Genomic DNA, 19,171 nt, shown 5'->3' on the forward strand with positions numbered 1-19,171 from the left:
GCACTCCAGGAGGAGACGGCGCAACCGGCACTCCAGGAGGAGACGGCGCAACCGGCACTCCAGGAGGAGACGGCACGACCGGTACTCCAGGAGGAGACGGCACGACCGGTACTCCAGGAGGAGACGGCGCAACCGGTACTCCAGAAGGAGACGGCGCAACCGGCACTCCAGAGGACGGAGCAACAGCTGATTCAGAACAGGATAGAGATCCCTCTCTAGCAGAGAGACTTCCATCTACAGCGACCGCATTGTGGACGATTGGACTGATTGGTCTGGTGACAGCGGGAACTGGAGCAGGTATCAAGCTCTTCAAAAAGAATAGCAACAAGTAATAAGGGAGAATGAATGAGTGAGCAGGAACACGCTGATTTTTTAAGCAAAGCGTTCCTTCTTGCAGTTCATCTGCCGGCACAAATACAGCACCTTCCTCCCAAGATCGATACCCCCGGAGGAGGGTGCGTTTTGTTTGAACGGAAAAGATGTATACTATAAATAACGAAACAAGTCGGACGATGGTCCGCCAAACTGAAGGAGATGATCTTATTACTGCACATGAGAAAAACAGGACAAAAATGCTGGCATCAGCGAAATTGCTGTCCGTAACTGAATTGGCTATTTACTTTGAAAATAAAAAATCGGCGGACGTATTGGCATTGGACACTGTGATGGTCAAAGATGAGAGCGGGCAATCCTGTCCAGTGGAATCTATAGACAGACAAAAAGACAAGGGGAGTGTGGTCCTGAAGGGACAGTTTAGCGTTGAAGCAGCTCCCTATACGGTATCTTTGGATGAAGAAAGCATCCCGGTTCTAATAGGATGGAAAATCAAGGATCAGCTTTACAACTATAAGGATGTACTGGGAGCCACACTTCAGTTGGACGGAACGGCAGAACTGACTGTCTGGTCACCCAGTGCTGACCGGGTAACGGCCGTGCTCTACGATAAGACTGACCCGGAACAAAAGCTTGGTGAAGGCATCGCAATGAATCGAAAACAGCAGGGGGCCTGGAGTGTGAGGCTGAACGAAGAGAATACCGGACTGGAGGACTTGACTGGCTATTTCTATCATTTTGAAATAGAAAGAGCAGGAAAAACAGTCTTGGCCCTGGATCCCTATGCCCGCTCACTGGCTGTATGGGACAGCTCACGTCCGGAGCACAGAGTGGCGAAAGCCGCGATTGTCGATCCCAAACGAATCGGTCCTGAAATGGGGTATGCAGAGATTGCAGGGTTCACTAAGCGTGAAGATGCGGTGATTTATGAAGTGCACGTCAGGGACTTTACATCCGACCCTTCCATCAAAGAAGAGCTGGCAGAGCCTTTCGGTACCTTCAGAGCTTTTACAGAAAAGCTAGACTACATCAAGGAACTGGGAGCCACACATATCCAGCTGCTGCCGGTCATGAGTTTTTATCATATAAACGAAGCTAAAAAAGACGAACGTTTGCTTCACTATGCCTCCAATGATGTGAATTACAACTGGGGCTATGATCCTCAAAGTTACTTTGCATTGACCGGCATGTATTCCACAGATCCGACTGACCCCGAAAAGCGGATCGAAGAGTTCAAAGAACTGGTTCAAGCGATTCACGAGCGGGGAATGGGCGTCATTTTGGACGTAGTCTACAACCATACAGCTCAGACCCATATCTTTGAAGACCTGGAGCCAGAGTACTATCATTTTATGGACCGGAAAGGCCACCCAAGGGAGAGCTTCGGTGGAGGCCGGATTGGAACGACACACGCGATGTCTAGACGCCTGCTGGTCGATTCGATTCTGCACTGGGTTGATACGTATAAGGTGGACGGTTTCCGTTTCGATATGATGGGCGACCATGATGCTCAGACCATACAGGAAGCATATGACCAAGCGGCTGCTTTGAATCCCAATCTTTTAATGATTGGTGAGGGCTGGAGAACTTATGTTGGAGATGAGGGGGAAGAGGATATTACGCCCGCTGATCAAGACTGGATGGCTTACACCTCAGCTGTCGGTTCCTTTTCCGATGATTTCCGAAATGAATTGAAGTCAGGCTTTATGAATGAAGGCGAACCGAGCTTCCTTACCGGAGGTCCGCGCGCCATTAACAGGCTATTTGATAATCTGACGGCCTGTCCCCATAATTTTAAAGCAACCGATCCTGGTGACGTGGTCCCGTATATTGAAGCGCATGACAACCTGACTCTGCACGATGTGATTGCCAAGGCAATCGGCAAGGACCCGGATGCCCATCAGGAAGAGATCCACAAACGGATCAGGCTGGGGAATGTCCTAACACTGACTGCTCAGGGAACGGTTTTTATACATGCAGGTCAGGAATACGGGCGGACAAAACAGTTCAGAGACGATGCCTTTACAGAAGCTGTTCCTGAAGAGCAGGTGCCTGACCGGTCAATTTTTGTGACGGACAGCCAAGGCAAACCGTTTAACTACCCTTACTTTATTCATGACTCGGTCTATGCGACCGATGCGGTAAACCGTTTTGACTGGTCTAAAGCACTGGACAATGCAGCGTATCCTCTGCATACAGAGACTCAAAAGTATACCCAAGGCCTGATTCAGCTGAGAAGAAAAACAGACGCTTTCCGTAAAGGCTCTCTGGAGGAAATCCGTCAGTCGGTCTCACTGATCGAAGCACCGGAAATTGCTGAAGAGGATCTTGTGATTGCCTTTCAGGCTGTGGATTCGTCCGGGGACCGTTACGCTGTCTTGGTCAATGCGGATGAGACTGAACGTGTACTGACAACAGATACGGATTTTTCAAAGGCTCAGGTCATTGTCGATGCAGAAAAAGCGGGGACAGAGACAATCCGTTGTCCGTCAGGCCTAGCTATAGACAAACAGACGGTGACCCTGAAGCCGTTGAGTGCCGCCGTCTTGCTCATGAAAAAGAGCTGACAGGAGGCACGAAAGGCAGGGGGTCCCAATCGATACAGGCAGGGGCCCACCTTATGTTCACGGCTCAGGATGGATAAACATTCACTGAAGCAGGATGGCCTGTGTATAAAGCACATCACTTATCTGTTTGTGGAAGCCGGCAGATTAGAGCATTTTATTTTATTAAGCCTTATCAAGGCCCAAGGACCTTACTTCAGATAAATAGATAACTAAATAGGGTATAATATCAGTAATCACAAGAGTTTTCTAAAAGTGAATAAGTATAAGGAGGGGAGCATATGAAAAGCCAATGGTGGAAAGAGGCGGTCGCCTACCAGATTTATCCGCGGAGTTTTTACGATTCAAACGGAGACGGAATTGGTGATCTGCAGGGAATCATCCAAAAACTTGACTACTTGCAAGAGTTGGGAATCGATGTGCTGTGGATCAATCCTGTCTACCAATCCCCCAATGACGATAATGGCTATGATATCAGTGATTATTATGCCATTATGGATGAATTCGGCACGATGGTCGATTTTGATGAACTGCTTGAGGCAGTACATAAGCGTGGCATGAAAGTGATTATGGACCTGGTGATTAATCACACCTCAGACGAACACGAATGGTTTATATCATCCCGCTCATCAAAAGACAGTCCCTACCGTGATTTTTATATCTGGCATCCCGGAAGGCCTGACGGCAGTGAGCCGAACAACTGGGAGTCCTTTTTTGGAGGCTCGGTGTGGGAATACGATGAACAATCGGAAGAATACTACATGCATATTTTCTCGAAAAAACAGCCGGATCTGAACTGGGAAAATCCTGAGGTCCGCAAGCGGCTCTATGAAATGGTCAACTGGTGGCTTGATAAGGGGATTGACGGCTTTAGAGTTGATGCGATTACGCATATCAAAAGAAAAAGCGGCTTTCCTGATCTGCCCAACCCGCTGAAGAGGAAATATGTGCCTTCCAATGCGGGCCATGCCAACCAGCCCGGTATCGATGTATTTCTGACAGAATTTGTGGAACAGACCACGAGACACTATGATGTCATGACGGTAGGCGAGGCTGGTGGGGCGACCTTTGAAAATGCAAGGCACTGGGTAGAGAAAGACGGCTACTTTGACATGATTTTTCAGTTTGAACATCTCGGCTTGTGGAAAGCCAGAGAAGGCCAGTTGGATATGGCGGAGCTGAAAAGCGTTTTGACCAAGTGGCAGACGGGTCTGAATAATCGAGGCTGGAACGCCCTTTATCTGGAAAATCATGATTTACCCAGAAGTGTGTCTACGTGGGGAGACGACAAAGATCTGAGAAAAACATCAGCCAAAGCGCTGGCGACTTTTTACTTCCTCATGCAAGGGACCCCTTTTATCTATCAGGGTCAGGAAATCGGTATGACCAATGTTCGCTTTGATTCAATCAGAGACTACAATGATGCCGGGCTAATCAGCATGTATGCCTATGAAACCAGCAACGGCAAGTCTCACGAAGAAATGATGGAATTTGTCTGGAAAAATGCCAGGGACAATGCACGTACACCGATGCAGTGGTCCAGCGGAGCAGAAGCCGGCTTCACGACCGGGACGCCCTGGTTTAAGGTCAACCCTAACTACCCTGACATCAACATTGAGGAATCCACCCGCAACCCGGACTCCGTTTACCATTACTACAAAAAGCTGATTACCTTAAGAAAATCAGTTCCGACTCTGATTTACGGTTCCTATGCACTGATTGCTGAAGACCATCCACAAGTCTATGCCTATCTGCGCGAGCATAACGGCGAGGTGTATGCCATCATTGTCAACCTGACAAATGAAGTAGCGGACTTTAGCCTGGATAAAGGTCTGTCATGTGAACAACTGCTGCTGTCCAACTATCACGTGGAAGAGGACCATTTGTCGACCATGACTCTGCAGCCTTTTGAGGCCCGCGTTTATAAAGCAGCAAAAGGGTAAAAAGAAAGGTCATGCTGCTGATTCAAAACAGAGCCTGTCCCGCCCCTTGCTCCGAACATCCCCGCTATAACTAAAACGGGCTCTCAACAGCAGTGGGAAGATGCCAAAAAGCTTTTACATTAAATCATACGGATGCACTCTTAAGAGTGCACCCCGTATGATTTTTTACTATTAATAGAAAAAGGCCAGTCAAGTGTTTGGTCAGTGACTTGACTGTATGTAAATAGACCCTAAGAGGCGAATATGTTGCTTGGTGAACAGAGTCGCCCGAACATAAATGCTTTCATCATCAAGAGCAAGCTACCGAGATGGCTGATTTTGCTGCTTTCGTTGCAAGTGTGCGTTCAATCAGTGTCCACTGATAACGATTAGAAGCTATTCATGACAAATAGCGTCAAAAAGAACAGTGGATCTAACGATTAATCTTTAATCGTTAGATCTTCTCTCTAAAAACCATCTGACTCATAAGGATTAAAGGTTCGTCTTCATGAGAAGAGCTCAGTGGGATAAAGTATAGGGGGTGTCTTTCATTCACCTGTCTAAAGGGGAACAAGCAGGTTCAGCTCGCCAAGTTGACTGACCTGTCATCACTTACAGATAGCCGTCGTCCGTGAATAGGACGACGGCTATCTGTTGTCTGACGGAAGAAAGTGCAAAAAAGGGGGAGTGAAATAAAAACAGCAAAAGATGATACCGATAACAGAGAGAAAAGTATTGAAAGCATTTTAATCTGGGCGTATGATTAGTTCTGTTGTCCTAAGTGGACAAGGAAAACGTTTCTCAGGATTCGGAAAACATTATGACGGAGAGTGCAGTGACATGAAGAAGCAGTGGTGGAAAAAAGCGGTCGCCTACCAAGTGTATCCGCGGAGTTTTTATGATTCAAATGGTGATGGTATCGGTGATCTGCAGGGGGTTATCGAAAAACTGGATTACATCAAAGAGCTGGGTATCGATGTCATCTGGATCAGCCCAATCTATCAGTCGCCCAACGATGATAACGGTTACGACATCAGTAACTACCATGCCATTATGTCGGAATTTGGGACAATGGATGACTTTGATACCTTGCTTAAAGAGGTGCATCAGCGTGGAATGAAAGTCATCATGGATCTGGTGATCAACCATACATCGGATGAGCATGAATGGTTTATTGAGTCCCGGTCATCCAAGGATAATCCTTACCGTGACTTTTACATCTGGCATCCGGCCAAGCCTGACGGATCAGAAATTAACAACTGGGAATCGATCTTCGGCGGATCGGTCTGGGAACTGGATGAGCAGACGGGAGAGTATTACATGCATGTCTTTTCCAAGAAACAGCCGGATCTGAACTGGGAAAATCCCAAAGTCAGAGAACATGTTTACGAAATGGTCAACTGGTGGCTGGACAAAGGAATCGACGGCTTCAGAGTGGATGCCATTTCCCACATCAAGAAGAAAAGCGGCTATCCTAACTTGCCGAACCCGATGGACAAGGACTATGTGCCATCCTTTGACGGTCACATGAATCAGCCGGGCATTGATCTGTTTCTTTCCGAGTTTGCCGACCGGACCATCAGCAATTATGACGTGATGACCGTTGGGGAAGCGAATGGGGTAACGATTAAAGATGCAGACCGCTGGGTTGGTGAAGATAAAGGATACTTCAATATGATTTTCCAGTTTGAGCACCTGGGTCTGTGGGGAGCTAATGGAGAAGGCCTCGACCTCAAAGAACTGAAAGAAGTCATGACTAGGTGGCAGAAAGGTCTGGATGGCCGAGGTTGGAATGCCTTGTTTATTGAAAACCATGACCTGGCCCGCAGCGTATCGACTTGGGGCAATGACGGGGATTTAAGAAAAACATCAGCCAAAGCTCTGGCGACTTTCTATTTCTTTATGCAGGGGACCCCGTTTATTTACCAGGGACAGGAAATCGGCATGACCAACGTTCAGTTTGATTCAATCGAGGACTATGATGATGTCGGCATGAAAAATATGTATGAGATAGAAACCAGCAACGGTACAGCGCATACAGAAGTCATGGAGTACATCTGGAAAAATGGACGCGACAATTCACGTACACCGATGCAATGGTCCAACGCACCTGAAGCCGGTTTTACAACCGGCACACCCTGGCTGGGTGTAAATCCGAACTATCCGGACATCAATGTCGAGCAGGCAGTGAACGATCCGGATTCCATCTATTATTTCTATAAAAAGATGATTCAGATGCGCAAGTCGACACCGGCTCTGATCTACGGACACTATGAGCTGATTGCCAAGGAGCATGAGCAAGTCTATGCCTACCTCAGGGCATATGAAGGAGTAGAGTATGTTGTCATTGTCAACTTGTTCAATGAGTCAGCAGAGCTGGATATCAGTGAAGAACTGGACCTGGGAGAGTTGAAGCTAAGCAACTATACGGTGACGGATACGCAAAATGCAAAAATGACGCTCAGACCTTACGAGTCTAGGGTGTACAAAGTGGCCAAGCAGAAGATTTGGCACGATCCAAACTACTATACGCTTTAAAAGAATAGGTATGAGGAGTATGAACATGAAAAAGACGGCAATCGGTATTGACCTGGGCGGCACAACCATCAAGTTTGCCTGGATAACTGAAAGCGGAGAAGTGACGGAGCAGTGGGTCGAACCGACCCCTGTTCATGATCACGGAAGTCAGATTGTTCCGACGATTCTGGCTTCCCTTCAAAACAAAATGAAAGCGCATGGATTGACGCCAGGAGACTTTTTTGGTATAGGTATGGGTTCTCCTGGTGCAGTCGATCATCAGGCAGGAACGGTTACGGGAGCGTATAACTTGAACTGGACAAAAACGGTTCATATTAAACAGCAAATAGAAAGCGCTCTTAATCTCCCCTTTGTTCTGGACAATGATGCCAATGTGGCAGCCTTGGGTGAGCAGTGGAAAGGGGCAGGAAATAACGCAGCAGATGTTGTCTTTGTCACGCTCGGTACAGGTGTTGGGGGCGGCGTGATTTCAAGAGGGAAACTGGTCCGGGGCGTGTCTGGTGCAGCCGGAGAAATCGGGCACATCAAAGTAGAACCCAATGGCTTTCCCTGTACTTGTGGAGGCACAGGTTGTCTGGAGACCGTAGCCAGTGCGACAGGGATCGTCAATCTGGCAAAAGCAGAAGCAGAAAGCTTTGCGGGCACGTCTGGTCTAGCTCAGCTCATCATGAAAGAGGAAGCCGTATCGGCTAAGATAATTTTTGACCGGGCAAGACAAAAAGACCCTTTTGCAGAGCTGGTTTTGCAGAAGGTCGGGGGCTATCTGGGCATAGCTTGTGCGAATATAGCCAATATTCTCAATCCTTCAGCCATTGTTCTGGGCGGAGGGGTATCCAAAGCAGGGGAACTGCTGCTGCACTATGTGAGGCCTTATTTTGAACAGCATGCCTTTCCGTCGGTTAAGGAAACGACCAGCCTTCGTATTGCCACACTTGAAAATACAGCCGGTGTACTGGGAGCAGGCCTTTTAGTGTTTAAACAGGTGGAGACAGACGAAACAGTTAAGCAGCACGTACAAATCCAACAGAGAACAGGAGCATAAAAATGAAAAAGATGATGAATTTTGAGTTCTGGCAGAAGTTCGGTAAGGCATTGATGGGTGTGATTGCGGTCATGCCAGCCGCTGGTCTGATGATCAGTATCGGTGGATCGATTCCGATGATCAATCCGGACCTGGCTGCTTTAGTAGCTTTTGGAAGTGTAATAGAAAATATTGGCTGGGCAATCATTGGGAATCTACATATTCTGTTTGCCTTGGCCATTGGAGGAAGCTGGGCCAAGGATAAAGCGGGCGGTGCATTCGCTGCCGGAATTGGCTTTATTCTGATCAATCGGATCACTGGAGCGATTTTTGGTGTCTCCAGCAGTATGCTGGCAGAAGAAGGTGCCGTCACTCAGACGTTATTCGGGACAGAGATTCCTGTGGACGGATACTTTGTTTCGGTGCTCGAAGCTCCTGCGCTGAACATGGGTGTCTTTGTCGGGATCATTGCCGGGTTCATGGGCGCCATGGCATACAATAAGTACTACAACTTCCGTAAACTGCCGGATGCCTTATCTTTCTTCAACGGCAAGCGTTTCGTTCCTTTTGTCGTGATCGGCTGGTCGCTGATTGCCGCACTGATCTTGTCCGTTGTATGGCCTGTAATTCAGGGAGGCATCAACAGCTTTGGCGTCTGGATTGCCGAGTCGCAGGACAGTGCACCTGTACTGGCTCCTTTCCTGTTCGGGACACTTGAACGACTGCTGCTACCTTTTGGCCTGCACCATATGCTGACAATTCCAATCAACTATACGCCTCTGGGAGGCACGTATCAGGTTCTTAGTGGTGCACAGGAAGGGGCTCTTGTCTATGGACAGGATCCTCTATGGCTGGCCTGGACACGTGATCTGGTTAATCTGGATGCTGCTGGAGATACCAGCACGTATCAGTATGCAATCGAAAACTTTGTCCCGGCTCGTTTCAAAGTAGGGCAAATGATCGGTTCATCCGGTATCCTTATGGGACTGGCTTATGCCATGTACAAGAACGTGGATGAAGACAAGAAAAAGGGTTACAAGTCTATGTATCTGTCTGCCGGACTGGCTGTTTTTCTGACTGGTGTGACGGAGCCGCTGGAGTTCATGTTCATGTTTGCCGCCATGCCGCTGTACGCTATTTATGCGGTTCTTCAAGGAGCGGCCTTTGCCATGGCTGACATTGTAAATTTAAGAATTCATGCGTTCGGAAATATCGAGTTGTTGACCCGGACCCCACTGGCGATGAGAGCCGGCCTGGGACTGGATATGCTGAACTTCTTATGGATTACGGCTGCTTTTGCAGTCGGGACCTACTTCCTGGCTAACTACCTAATCAATAGATTTGGCTATGCGACACCAGGACGCAAAGGGAACTACGAAAACACAGGGGCAGCCGCAGAAGGTGGCGAACCCGTAGATGCTTCGCAGCAGGTCTATGATGTGATTCATCTCCTTGGGGGCAAGGATAATATTGAAGACGTCGATGCCTGCATGACCCGTCTGCGTGTCAGTGTTAGGGATACAGACAAGGTCGGCAGTGAGGATAAATGGAAAAAAGCCGGAGCGATGGGACTGGTGCATAAAAATACCGGTGTCCAGGCTATCTACGGTCCTAAAGCGGATATATTAAAATCCGACATCCTGGATGTGCTGGAATCCAATGCAGCGATTCCGTCCTCTTCTATAGAATAGGACGCTTGTGTTATGATTAAATCAGCTGGCTGGATGAATATTTAGAGGCGGTAAAACAAATAGTCAGGTTCGTATCATCACGAGGCGTGCAGGCCGGCCGGAACAGCTGGTCTGGATGTCCTGGCTGATGACTGTCGGGCCTGATTTTTACTGTGCCGAAGGGCGTCGATGGAAGCCTGTGACGTTTTGACTGTCAGCAGAAAGAAAGACAAGCAAGCATATTTGAGCATAAACGACAAAGGAGCACAGAAATGAACGTATTGACACTGAACACGCACGCCTGGATGGAAGATGACCCACTTGAAAAGCTGGACAGACTGGCTGAACGGATTGCCGCTTCTGCTTATGACTTTATCTGCCTGCAGGAAGTCAATCAGTCTCTCGCCGCAGATGAAGCCGAAGACCCGTTTTTTATCACACCGGAGGAAAACCGGCATACGGTCGCTGTGAAAAAAGACAATTATGCCCTGCTGCTGATTCAGAAGCTCAGGGAACAGGGGATAAACTATTACTGGAGCTGGACGGCTAATCATATTGGCTACAGCATGTACGATGAAGGAGTCGCTCTGCTTAGCTTGCAGCCTTTTGTAGCTGAAGGACATCTAGTCTCTCTGTCGACAGACTATGAGCATCACTATACCCGTAAGATACTGAAAGCCAAGGCTGAAAGAGGCGGGAAACTCTGGACTGTTTTGTCTGTGCACTACTCCTGGTGGCAGTCAGAAGAAGGAGAAGCGCTTTTTCAAAGTGAATGGGACAAGACCCTTGACCAGATCGGTACGGGGGAAAAAGACCATCTGCTGATTATGGGTGATTTTAACAACGATCCCTCGGCTGAGTCCGAAGGGTATCACTATGTCAGACAGACGGCTCCTTATTTGCAAGACGCTTTCCTGGTTTCTGAAAAGCAGACCGGTGAAGCGACAGTTGAGAAGGAAATCGATGGCTGGGAAGGGCACAAGGCCCATAAGCGGATCGACTATGTCTTTGCGGGACAGAAACTGGAGATAAAGAGCTACCGGGTTGTGTTTGATGGAATCAGCGGGCCTGTCATCAGCGACCATTTTGGAGTGGAAGCGGTTATAAATGAGGAATAACTCATGTTCTTACTAAAAGTTAGGGATATGACGTGACACGCCCGGGTCAAGATGATATAGTAAGCACTGGATATTTAACCATTCAGTGCTTTTTTAATGCATGGATAAGAAAAGGGGAGTATTTAGTATGAAAAAGTCTTTACTATACACAAGTGTTTTGACCATGAGCGGTTTCCTGCTGGCCTGCGGTAATGGCGCAGATGACAGCGCGGACGAGGCGGAAATGGATGCAACAGAAGAAACGGCTGAAGACACGGGAGAAGAAACAGCTGGGGACGATTCTTGGGCTACAGTTGAAGAAGAAGGTGTACTGACCGTGGGGACATCAGGGACTTATGCGCCCATCACTTTCTTTGATGAAAACAATGAGCTAACCGGCTTTGAAGTTGAACTGGTCCGTGAAATCGGTGAACGTCTTGACTTGGAAGTTGAATTTGAAACCATGGACTTTGACGGCATCTTGCCTTCTCTCAGAAATGGTCAGATCGACGTGGCGGCACATGATTTTGCCATCACCGAAGAGCGTCTAGAAGTGTTTGACTTTGTCGATCCGCATAAATTCTCATACGGCTCAGTAATCGTACGGGCAGAAGATCAGGACCGCTTTGAATCTGCCTACGATCTGGAAGGTGTTGACGTCGCTGTCGGTTCCTTGACTAGTAACTATGCAGTGTTTGCTGACAACATCGGTGCTAACGGTACCGCCTATGACGGAGGTGTTGAAGCGATCTTAAGAGATGTCATCAACGGCAATCAGGATGCCTACCTGAACGATTATCTGGTTTTAAGCAATACCCTGGAAGAATTTGGTGATGATCGTCTGGCGATTGCAGAAGACGTACGGTTCCACGCAACAGAAAGTGCCATGGCTGTTCTACAGGGCAACGAAACACTGAGAGACCAGTTGAGCGAAGCGCTCGCTGAGCTCCAGGAAGAAGGCGTTGTATCTGAACTGGCCATCGAGTTTCTCGGTGTAGACGTTACAGAACCGCTTGACGACGAGGACATTGTCGGTTTGGACGGAGAATAAGCAAGAGAATAAACATACAAGAAGCCAGCTCTTCTTGTATGTTTTCTTTTTAAGCTGTGAAATCATAAAAGAAAGAGGGTTCTAAGATGTTTGAAACGTTCCGTGAAATCCGCTGGGACTACCTGTTTGATTTTGAATTAGCGGCAGACTCGCTGCCGTTTCTACTGGAAGGCCTGCAGGTGACCATGATTATCGCCCTGTTCAGTATGTTTTTTGCGCTGATACTGGGGATGGTGATAGGTATTGCCCGCATGTCCAAGTATGCTGTGCTGCACTTGCCGGCAAGGCTGTATATCTCTTTCATGAGAGGTACCCCTTTACTGGTGTTTATCTTTATTCTTTATTACGGCTTGCCCGTGATTGGTATCGAGTTTGACAGTGCGGTGGTGGCTGCAATCGTCGGAGTCAGTCTGAACTTTGCAGCCTACAATGCAGAAGTTGTCCGATCGGCAATCCTGTCGGTGCCCAAAGGACAGTGGGAAGCGGCGGCAACACTGCAGATGGATTATTTCCAGACTCTGAGAAGAATCATTATTCCGCAGGCGACCCGGATCGCCCTGCCGCCGACGTTCAATATTTTTATGGATGTAGTCAAAGGAACATCGCTGGCTTCGGTTATTACCGTCCAGGAACTGCTGTACAGCTCACGTCTGGTTGCGGGAAGAACATTTGACAGCATGACCATGTACATTACGGCTGCGCTGATTTACTGGCTAGTGTGCATTGTGATCGGTTATTTCCAGGACCGCCTGGAAATTCGCTACAATCGCTACCTGACTAATTAAGGAGGATACACAATGATAACGGTTAAAAATCTCAAAAAAAGTTTTGACGATACCCCGGTGCTGAAATCGATTGATCTTCAGGTCGAAAAAGGAGACGTGGTCTGCCTAGTCGGGGCATCAGGCTCAGGGAAAACCACCCTATTACGCTGCTTGAATCTGCTGGAGACTCCCGACGAAGGAAGTATCAGAATCGGAGACAAGGAAGTACAGTTCGGTGAAAAGCCACTGACCAAAAAAGACACCAAGGAAATCCGTCATTATTCAGGTATGGTTTTTCAGGGGTTTCACCTGTTCCCGCATATGACGCTGATAGACAATATTACAGAAGCCCCGCTAACAGCCAAAGAGCAGGACAAGGACACAATCATGCAGGAAGCACATGCGCTGCTTGAGAAAGTAGGTCTATCTGAGCATAAGGATAAATATCCGGATGCCCTCTCTGGCGGACAGCAGCAGCGGGCAGCGATTGCCCGGGCGCTGATGATGCACCCGGATGTCATGCTGTTTGATGAGCCGACTTCCGCTTTGGATCCTCAGCTTGTTCGTGAAGTACTGAAGGTTATCGAAAGTCTGGCCAAGGAAGGGCAGACCATGGTGATTGTCACACATGAAATGAACTTTGCCCGACGGATTGCAGACAAGGCATTCTTTATGGGTGACGGCTATATCGTGGAAGAAGGACCGGCTGATCAGGTACTGGCGGATCCGAAAGAAGACCGGACTCGCGAATTTCTGGCGCTGCTGGAAGATGAATAATCTTTTTCGACCTATTATTGCCTGTGTTGTTGAGTGTAAGCAGGCCAGCACGCCATAAGTGGCCTGCATCGAGTCTACCAGATAGTTTATCTGAACATGTCTTTAAAAAGTGTAGTTTTGGGGCTAAAAGTCAGTTCAGCCTAGAAGAAGGAGCCTGAACTGACTGGTCAGCTCTCAAGATAGGAATAAGTGAGGCTAAGCATATGAGCACACCCGCATGGCACTTTGTGTCTCTTTGAGTAGAGAGCAAGGCAGCACACGGGTGTGTTTTTTATAGTGGAAATGTAAGGCTTTTCTTTTTTGTGATAGAGGTGTTTTTGTTATGGTGAAGCTGTATAAAAAAACGAAGGGAGTCTATAGATAAAATGAAGATAAGCGCAGCTGTTACCGCAGAAGACGGGAAGGCATTTGACATCAGGGAGATTGAACTTCAGGAACCTAAAGCCAATGAGGTGCTGATTAGGGTCGTGGCTTCAGGAGTCTGTCATACGGATATGGTAGCCAGAGATTCAGGGATTACGCCGAAACCGGCGGTACTGGGACATGAAGGGTCAGGTATCGTTGAAAAGGTGGGTACGGGAGTCGAGCATTTTGAAAAAGGCGATCATGTGGTCATGAGTTATGTACATTGCGGAAACTGTGAGCAGTGTCTGACCGGCTATCCGGCGACCTGTGAATTTCTGACACCTATGAATTTTGAAGGAAAAGCTCAGGACGGGACCCACCGCCATTTTGAAGGGGAACAGAGCTTATCCATGTTTTTCGGCCAGTCGTCCTTTGCAACCTATGCGATTGCGCATGAGCAGAATATTGTCAAAGTAACCAAGGATGTCGACTTAAATATTTTAGGTCCGCTCGGATGCGGGATTCAGACAGGGGCCGGTACGGTCTTGAATAATCTGAAGCCGGCATTTGGGACCAGCATTGCGATATTTGGAGCCGGAGGGGTAGGCTTGAGTGCAGTGATGGCGGCCAAAATTAAAAACTGCCAGCACATTATTGCAGTGGATGTGCATGACAGCCGGCTTGAGAAGGCCAAAGAGCTGGGAGCTACTCATACAATCAATAGCAAGAACACTGAAGATGTCGTGGAAAAAATCAGAGAAATCACCGGTGGCGGCACACACTATGCCCTGGATACGACCGGTATTTCTCCTGTCGTCAAGCAGGCCCTGCAGGGATTAAGAGCCCGAGGGGAGCTGGCTGTTGTGGGGATTGGATCGGACTTTGAAATGGATCTGATGCAGGACCTGATGGGACAAGGGAAGACTATCAAAGGAGTTATTGAGGGAGATGCCGTACCGAAAGTCTTTATCCCCAAGCTGATTGCCTACTATCAGCAAGGACTGTTCCCCTTCGACAAGCTGATCAAAGAATATGACTTTGAAGACATCAATCAGGCCTTTAGTGATTCAGAGTCAGGGAAGACAATCAAGCCAGTGCTGAAAATCAAACAGTAGAGCGGCACCTGTAGCCAGGATGCAGCTTTGTCTGCTCGGATAGTCAGGATAAACGGCAGAATCCCCCCGGTCCAAAGCCATTAAAAGGCTGGACCGGGGGGATTCGTTTATTTAAGTTCAGGCCAGTAGCCTTTATTGGCTTCGATCAGGTCGTCCAGCAGCTCTTTAGCTTTCTCCGCGCTGGGCACAATCTTCGAGAGACTCAAAGCCTGCCAGAGTTTCTGATAGCTGCCTTCTACGTAAGCTTCTACTACCATTTTCTCCACTGTGACTTGCTGCAACATTAGAGCCCGTTCAAAGTTAGGTATTTTTCCTTGAGATAAAGGTTCCGGTCCGTCGCTGCCTACAATACAGGGAACTTCAACCATGGCGTCATCGTCAAAATTGGCAATAGCTCCATTGTTTTCTACAATCAAAAGCATGCGTTCTTTGGCATTGAAAGCTATCGCCCGTGCAAGGTCAACGATAAAGGAGGCGTGACTATCGATGTGAAAACCGCCGTTTTCAGCAGTGCCTCGGGCGATAATATCTCTGGCAGCTGAAAAGACCTCTCTCTCCCGTCCGTTCATAACTTCATTAGCACGGGTGAAAGTTGGGTTTGACAGGCCGACTTCATAATCTGGATAGAAATAGTATTTAAGATACGTATTAGGCAGGAAGCGGGGTTCAATAGCCAGCAGGTCCTTGGCTTTTTTGTGCGTAGCCTGCCAGCTTTCATCCATATGCTGAGTATCGACTTCAACTTGTGTCAAATAGCCGTTCTCTGCTACATAGGTTTTGATGTCCTCAAGGTAGTCATAGCCGCTTTCCTTATCTTTAACACTGGTCCACCAGCCGAAATGATTCAAGCCGAAGTAGCTGACTTCCAGTTCATCTGGTGTCTTGCCGACGATTTGTGACATCCGGCGGAGGGTGCCGACGGGCATGTCACAAATATTCAGTACCTTGGAATCCGGGCGCAGGACTCTGCAGGCTTCAGCAACAATAGCAGCTGGGTTGGAATAATTGAGCATCCAAGCTTCAGGTGAATACTCCTCCATGTAGTCAATAATGTCCAGCATGCCTGTGATGCTGCGCATGCCATAAGCGATGCCGCCGGGTCCACAGGTTTCCTGACCGACAATGCCGTATTTCAACGGAATCTTTTCATCCTGTTCACGCATCTCGTATTTTCCGACACGGATGTGGGCCATGACGAAATCCACTCCGCTAAAGGCTTCCTTCGGATCTGTTGTATAGGAAAATTTTAAATCAGGTGCCTGTTCTTTTAGAAGAATTTCAAGGGCTTCACCCAGAACAGCCTGCCTATCTCCATCATTATCGTATAGTTTCAGTTCTTTCATCGGGAAGCGGTCACTATTTTCTAGCATCATCATGACAATACCGGGTGTAAATGTGCTGCCTCCACCTGCTATAACTACGGATTGGCTTTTTTTCATAACTAAATCGTCTCCTTCTATAATGAATAAATTAATCTTCAGACGGGCGGCCCAGATAGGCTTCTACGGATCGTCTGACTTTGTTGACCTGAAGACCATAAACAACTTGGACGTTACGGTCTTTGACAATCACTCCGCTGGCGCCGGTCTGATCTTTCAGAACAGACTCATCGACCCTACCAGGATCATCCAGTGTCAGTCTCAGTCGGGTGTAGCAGTTTGTTATGGTTTTGATGTTCTCATCTCCACCCAAGGCGCTGACAATGGTATGAGCTATACCATCCTGTGGATGAACCTGTTCAGAACCAGGTGCTGTACTGGACTGTCGTTCCTTATAATCTTTTTTGGAATAGAGGCGGGTATCTTCAGCTTTGTCTTCACGCCCAATTGTTTTCAGGTTGAAACGGGTGATTAGAAAACGGAAAAGGGTATAATATAGGCCAAAGTAGAGCAGACCTACAAGAATGTAAAGTGGCCACCTAGTTCGTTCAACTCCGAGCGGGATATTGTATAGCAGAAAATCGATAAAGCCATTAGGTCCGATTGCCCGAACGTTAAGCAAGTTTAGCGTAACCATGCTGAGTCCACTCAGAACGGAGTGGATAACAAACAGCACAGGTGCAATGAACATGAAAGAAAATTCGATAGGTTCTGTTACACCTGCAATAAAAGAAGTGAATACTGCTGGAATCAGGATCGCCTTGGCCTTGGCTTTATGTTCAGGCTTAGCAGTATGGTACATTGCTAAGCAGGCTCCAATCAGGCCAAACATTTTAGAAATTCCGCGCGCATCCCAGATTACACTTTCAGATAGAACACGAACCGTCGGATCTGCCATTTCCGCAAAGTAGATATTGCGTGCCCCTTCAAAAACTTCACCACCAATTTCGGCCACACCGCCCAAAGAAGTATAAAGGAAGGGAGTATACACCAAGTGATGCAGTCCGGTAGGAATCAGAAGTCGCTCCAACGTACCGTAAAGGAAAAGGCCAAAATTGCCAGCCTGATTGATGAAAACCCCAGTTGAATCAATAGCTGACTGAATGACTGGCCAGATGAAGCTCATTAAAATGGCGGACAAAACAACAATAGGAATAAGGACAATAAAGACAAAACGTGACCCGCCGTATATCTGGAAAGCATTATCGAACTCGATGTCTGCATACTTGTTGTGAACTAAAGCAGTAATGACACCAAGTATAATACCGAGAAAAACACCCATGTCGAGGACTTGCACGCCTAGGACCATAGTCTGTCCTGTTCCCTGTAACGAGGAAGAGTCGACTAGCAGGTCATTGAAAGACAAGTAATTGTTCATGGCATGGATGAAGACCAGAAAACCGAGTAAGGAAGTAAAACCAGCCTCTGCTTTTTTCTTGTCAGCCAGGCCAACTGCGATACCCACGCAGAAAATCAGTCCCAGGTTGGTCAGTATTGAAACAAGTGAGCCGGACAGGATACTGCCGAAGCCGGTAGTGACCGGATTGTCCATGATCGGAAAGGTTTCTATCAACTGCGGATTGGTAAAGAGATTGCCGAAAGCAATCAGGATACCGGCAATCGGCAGGATTAGAACAGGTATGAACATAGCTTTGGCAAAGCGCTGCATGCCGTTCATCAGTGTGTCTTTCATAAGTATTTCCTCCAAATAAAATAATTTTCAATCCAGCTTATGTGATCGATGCATTGAGTATAACGTGTAAGCGGTTAAAATGTTAGGGTTCTCAAAGCAAAGGAAACGTGTTTCACCGAAGTGGAACACGTTTCCTGATAAAGTATGCGGGATTTAATTCAAGTAGCGTTCAACAATTAACTCAAATGAGAGCAAAACTCCTGGAAAGAAAAGGTTAGGTAGCAGATTTCGGTCATCCAGAGAGTGAGAGTCGCGAATTTTTAGATTCAAATTAGAAATTTCAGCTATCCGGTTAGGTGCTTCATGCGTGTAGGAAACTGTAAATATCTTGGCATCAGCCGCTTTTTTTAGTTTTTCGTACACTTGCTCGGTTTCACCGGAACGGGATATCACTAGCATAACCGCAATATCATCCAAGTTGTTTTCAAAAATGCCGACCGAATCAGACCCACTTGCGAGTATCGCTTTTTTACCTAGGACCAGAAGCTTTTTGTAAAGGTATTCCGCCACAATTTTTGAAAAGCCGGTAGCATAGAGAAAGACATACTTGTCTTTGCTGTTCAGGACTTTGTCGATGAAAAGATCCATTGTTTCCTGAGTACAGTTTGCCAACATGTCTATTGAATCGGTATTTTTAATCAATCTAGAGTCATCGTAGTCCGTGTACTCAGCTTGCTTGACGAGAGGGAGCAGTGAATAATACATATCTGTGAAGCCGCTGTAGCCTAATTTTTTGGACAAGCGAATAACAGAGGCGGGAGATGTAAATGTTTCTTTAGCTACAGCACGAACGCCCATATCCTGTATTTCAGAGATATGAGCAATGATGTATGTTAGGATATCAGTCTCCATAGCTGTCAGTTTTTTTCCTGAAGTCAGTTTATTCAAATCAATCAACAAGG

13 protein-coding genes and 1 pseudogene are annotated in these 19,171 nt (G+C 47.4%); 11 read left to right on the plus strand and 3 right to left on the minus strand.

The window, feature by feature from the left end:
* From ADIAL_RS11425 to ADIAL_RS02350, 11 genes and pseudogenes are all read left to right on the plus strand, one after another.
* The coding region (locus ADIAL_RS11425) for a hypothetical protein (RefSeq protein WP_034299610.1) at positions 1–332 on the plus strand (332 nt) is incomplete at its 5' end.
* A gap of 147 nt (positions 333–479) precedes the next feature.
* Positions 480–2,900 (plus strand): pullulanase, encoded by a 2,421-nt coding sequence (locus tag ADIAL_RS02305; protein WP_155849155.1) that lies wholly within the window; start codon positions 480–482, stop codon positions 2,898–2,900.
* 278 nt (positions 2,901–3,178) lie between these two features.
* Positions 3,179–4,840: a glycoside hydrolase family 13 protein gene (locus ADIAL_RS02310; RefSeq protein WP_034299612.1), complete on the plus strand. Its 1,662-nt coding sequence runs from the start codon at positions 3,179–3,181 to the stop codon at positions 4,838–4,840.
* Positions 4,841–5,659: 819 nt separating this feature from the next.
* Positions 5,660–7,357, plus strand: a complete 1,698-nt coding sequence (locus ADIAL_RS02315) for a glycoside hydrolase family 13 protein (protein WP_051503656.1) — start codon at positions 5,660–5,662, stop codon at positions 7,355–7,357.
* A 19-nt stretch (positions 7,358–7,376) separates the two neighbouring features.
* On the plus strand, positions 7,377–8,399 hold the full coding sequence (locus tag ADIAL_RS02320) for an ROK family glucokinase (RefSeq protein WP_081757616.1): 1,023 nt from the start codon (positions 7,377–7,379) through the stop codon (positions 8,397–8,399).
* A 2-nt stretch (positions 8,400–8,401) separates the two neighbouring features.
* Positions 8,402–10,051: pseudogene (locus ADIAL_RS02325) on the plus strand (PTS transporter subunit IIBC); the annotation flags it as partial.
* A gap of 269 nt (positions 10,052–10,320) precedes the next feature.
* On the plus strand, positions 10,321–11,166 hold the full coding sequence (locus ADIAL_RS02330) for an endonuclease/exonuclease/phosphatase family protein (protein WP_034299615.1): 846 nt from the start codon (positions 10,321–10,323) through the stop codon (positions 11,164–11,166).
* 127 nt (positions 11,167–11,293) lie between these two features.
* On the plus strand, positions 11,294–12,196 hold the full coding sequence (locus ADIAL_RS02335) for a transporter substrate-binding domain-containing protein (protein WP_051503658.1): 903 nt from the start codon (positions 11,294–11,296) through the stop codon (positions 12,194–12,196).
* Positions 12,197–12,282: 86 nt separating this feature from the next.
* Positions 12,283–12,981, plus strand: a complete 699-nt coding sequence (locus tag ADIAL_RS02340; RefSeq protein ID WP_034299623.1) for an amino acid ABC transporter permease — start codon at positions 12,283–12,285, stop codon at positions 12,979–12,981.
* A gap of 12 nt (positions 12,982–12,993) precedes the next feature.
* A complete protein-coding gene (locus ADIAL_RS02345; protein WP_034299626.1) occupies positions 12,994–13,737 on the plus strand; it encodes an amino acid ABC transporter ATP-binding protein in 744 nt (247 codons plus the stop codon).
* Between the two features lie 365 nt (positions 13,738–14,102).
* Positions 14,103–15,197: an NAD(P)-dependent alcohol dehydrogenase gene (locus ADIAL_RS02350; protein WP_034299629.1), complete on the plus strand. Its 1,095-nt coding sequence runs from the start codon at positions 14,103–14,105 to the stop codon at positions 15,195–15,197.
* Positions 15,198–15,304: 107 nt separating this feature from the next.
* Here the strand turns inward: ADIAL_RS02350 and ADIAL_RS02355 are convergent, their stop codons facing one another.
* The 3 genes from ADIAL_RS02355 to ADIAL_RS02365 all read right to left on the minus strand — a co-directional run bounded on the left by ADIAL_RS02355 (position 15,305) and on the right by ADIAL_RS02365 (position 19,166).
* Positions 15,305–16,636 (minus strand): 6-phospho-alpha-glucosidase, encoded by a 1,332-nt coding sequence (locus ADIAL_RS02355; RefSeq protein WP_034299632.1) that lies wholly within the window; start codon positions 16,634–16,636, stop codon positions 15,305–15,307.
* A gap of 31 nt (positions 16,637–16,667) precedes the next feature.
* Positions 16,668–18,269: a PTS transporter subunit EIIC gene (locus ADIAL_RS02360; RefSeq protein ID WP_034299635.1), complete on the minus strand. Its 1,602-nt coding sequence runs from the start codon at positions 18,267–18,269 to the stop codon at positions 16,668–16,670.
* Positions 18,270–18,422: 153 nt separating this feature from the next.
* A complete protein-coding gene (locus ADIAL_RS02365) occupies positions 18,423–19,166 on the minus strand; it encodes a MurR/RpiR family transcriptional regulator (protein WP_051503659.1) in 744 nt (247 codons plus the stop codon).
* Between the last annotated feature and the right edge of the window lie 5 nt (positions 19,167–19,171).

This window comes from Alkalibacterium sp. AK22 (assembly GCF_000585255.1).
Classification (GTDB): domain Bacteria; phylum Bacillota; class Bacilli; order Lactobacillales; family Carnobacteriaceae_A; genus Alkalibacterium.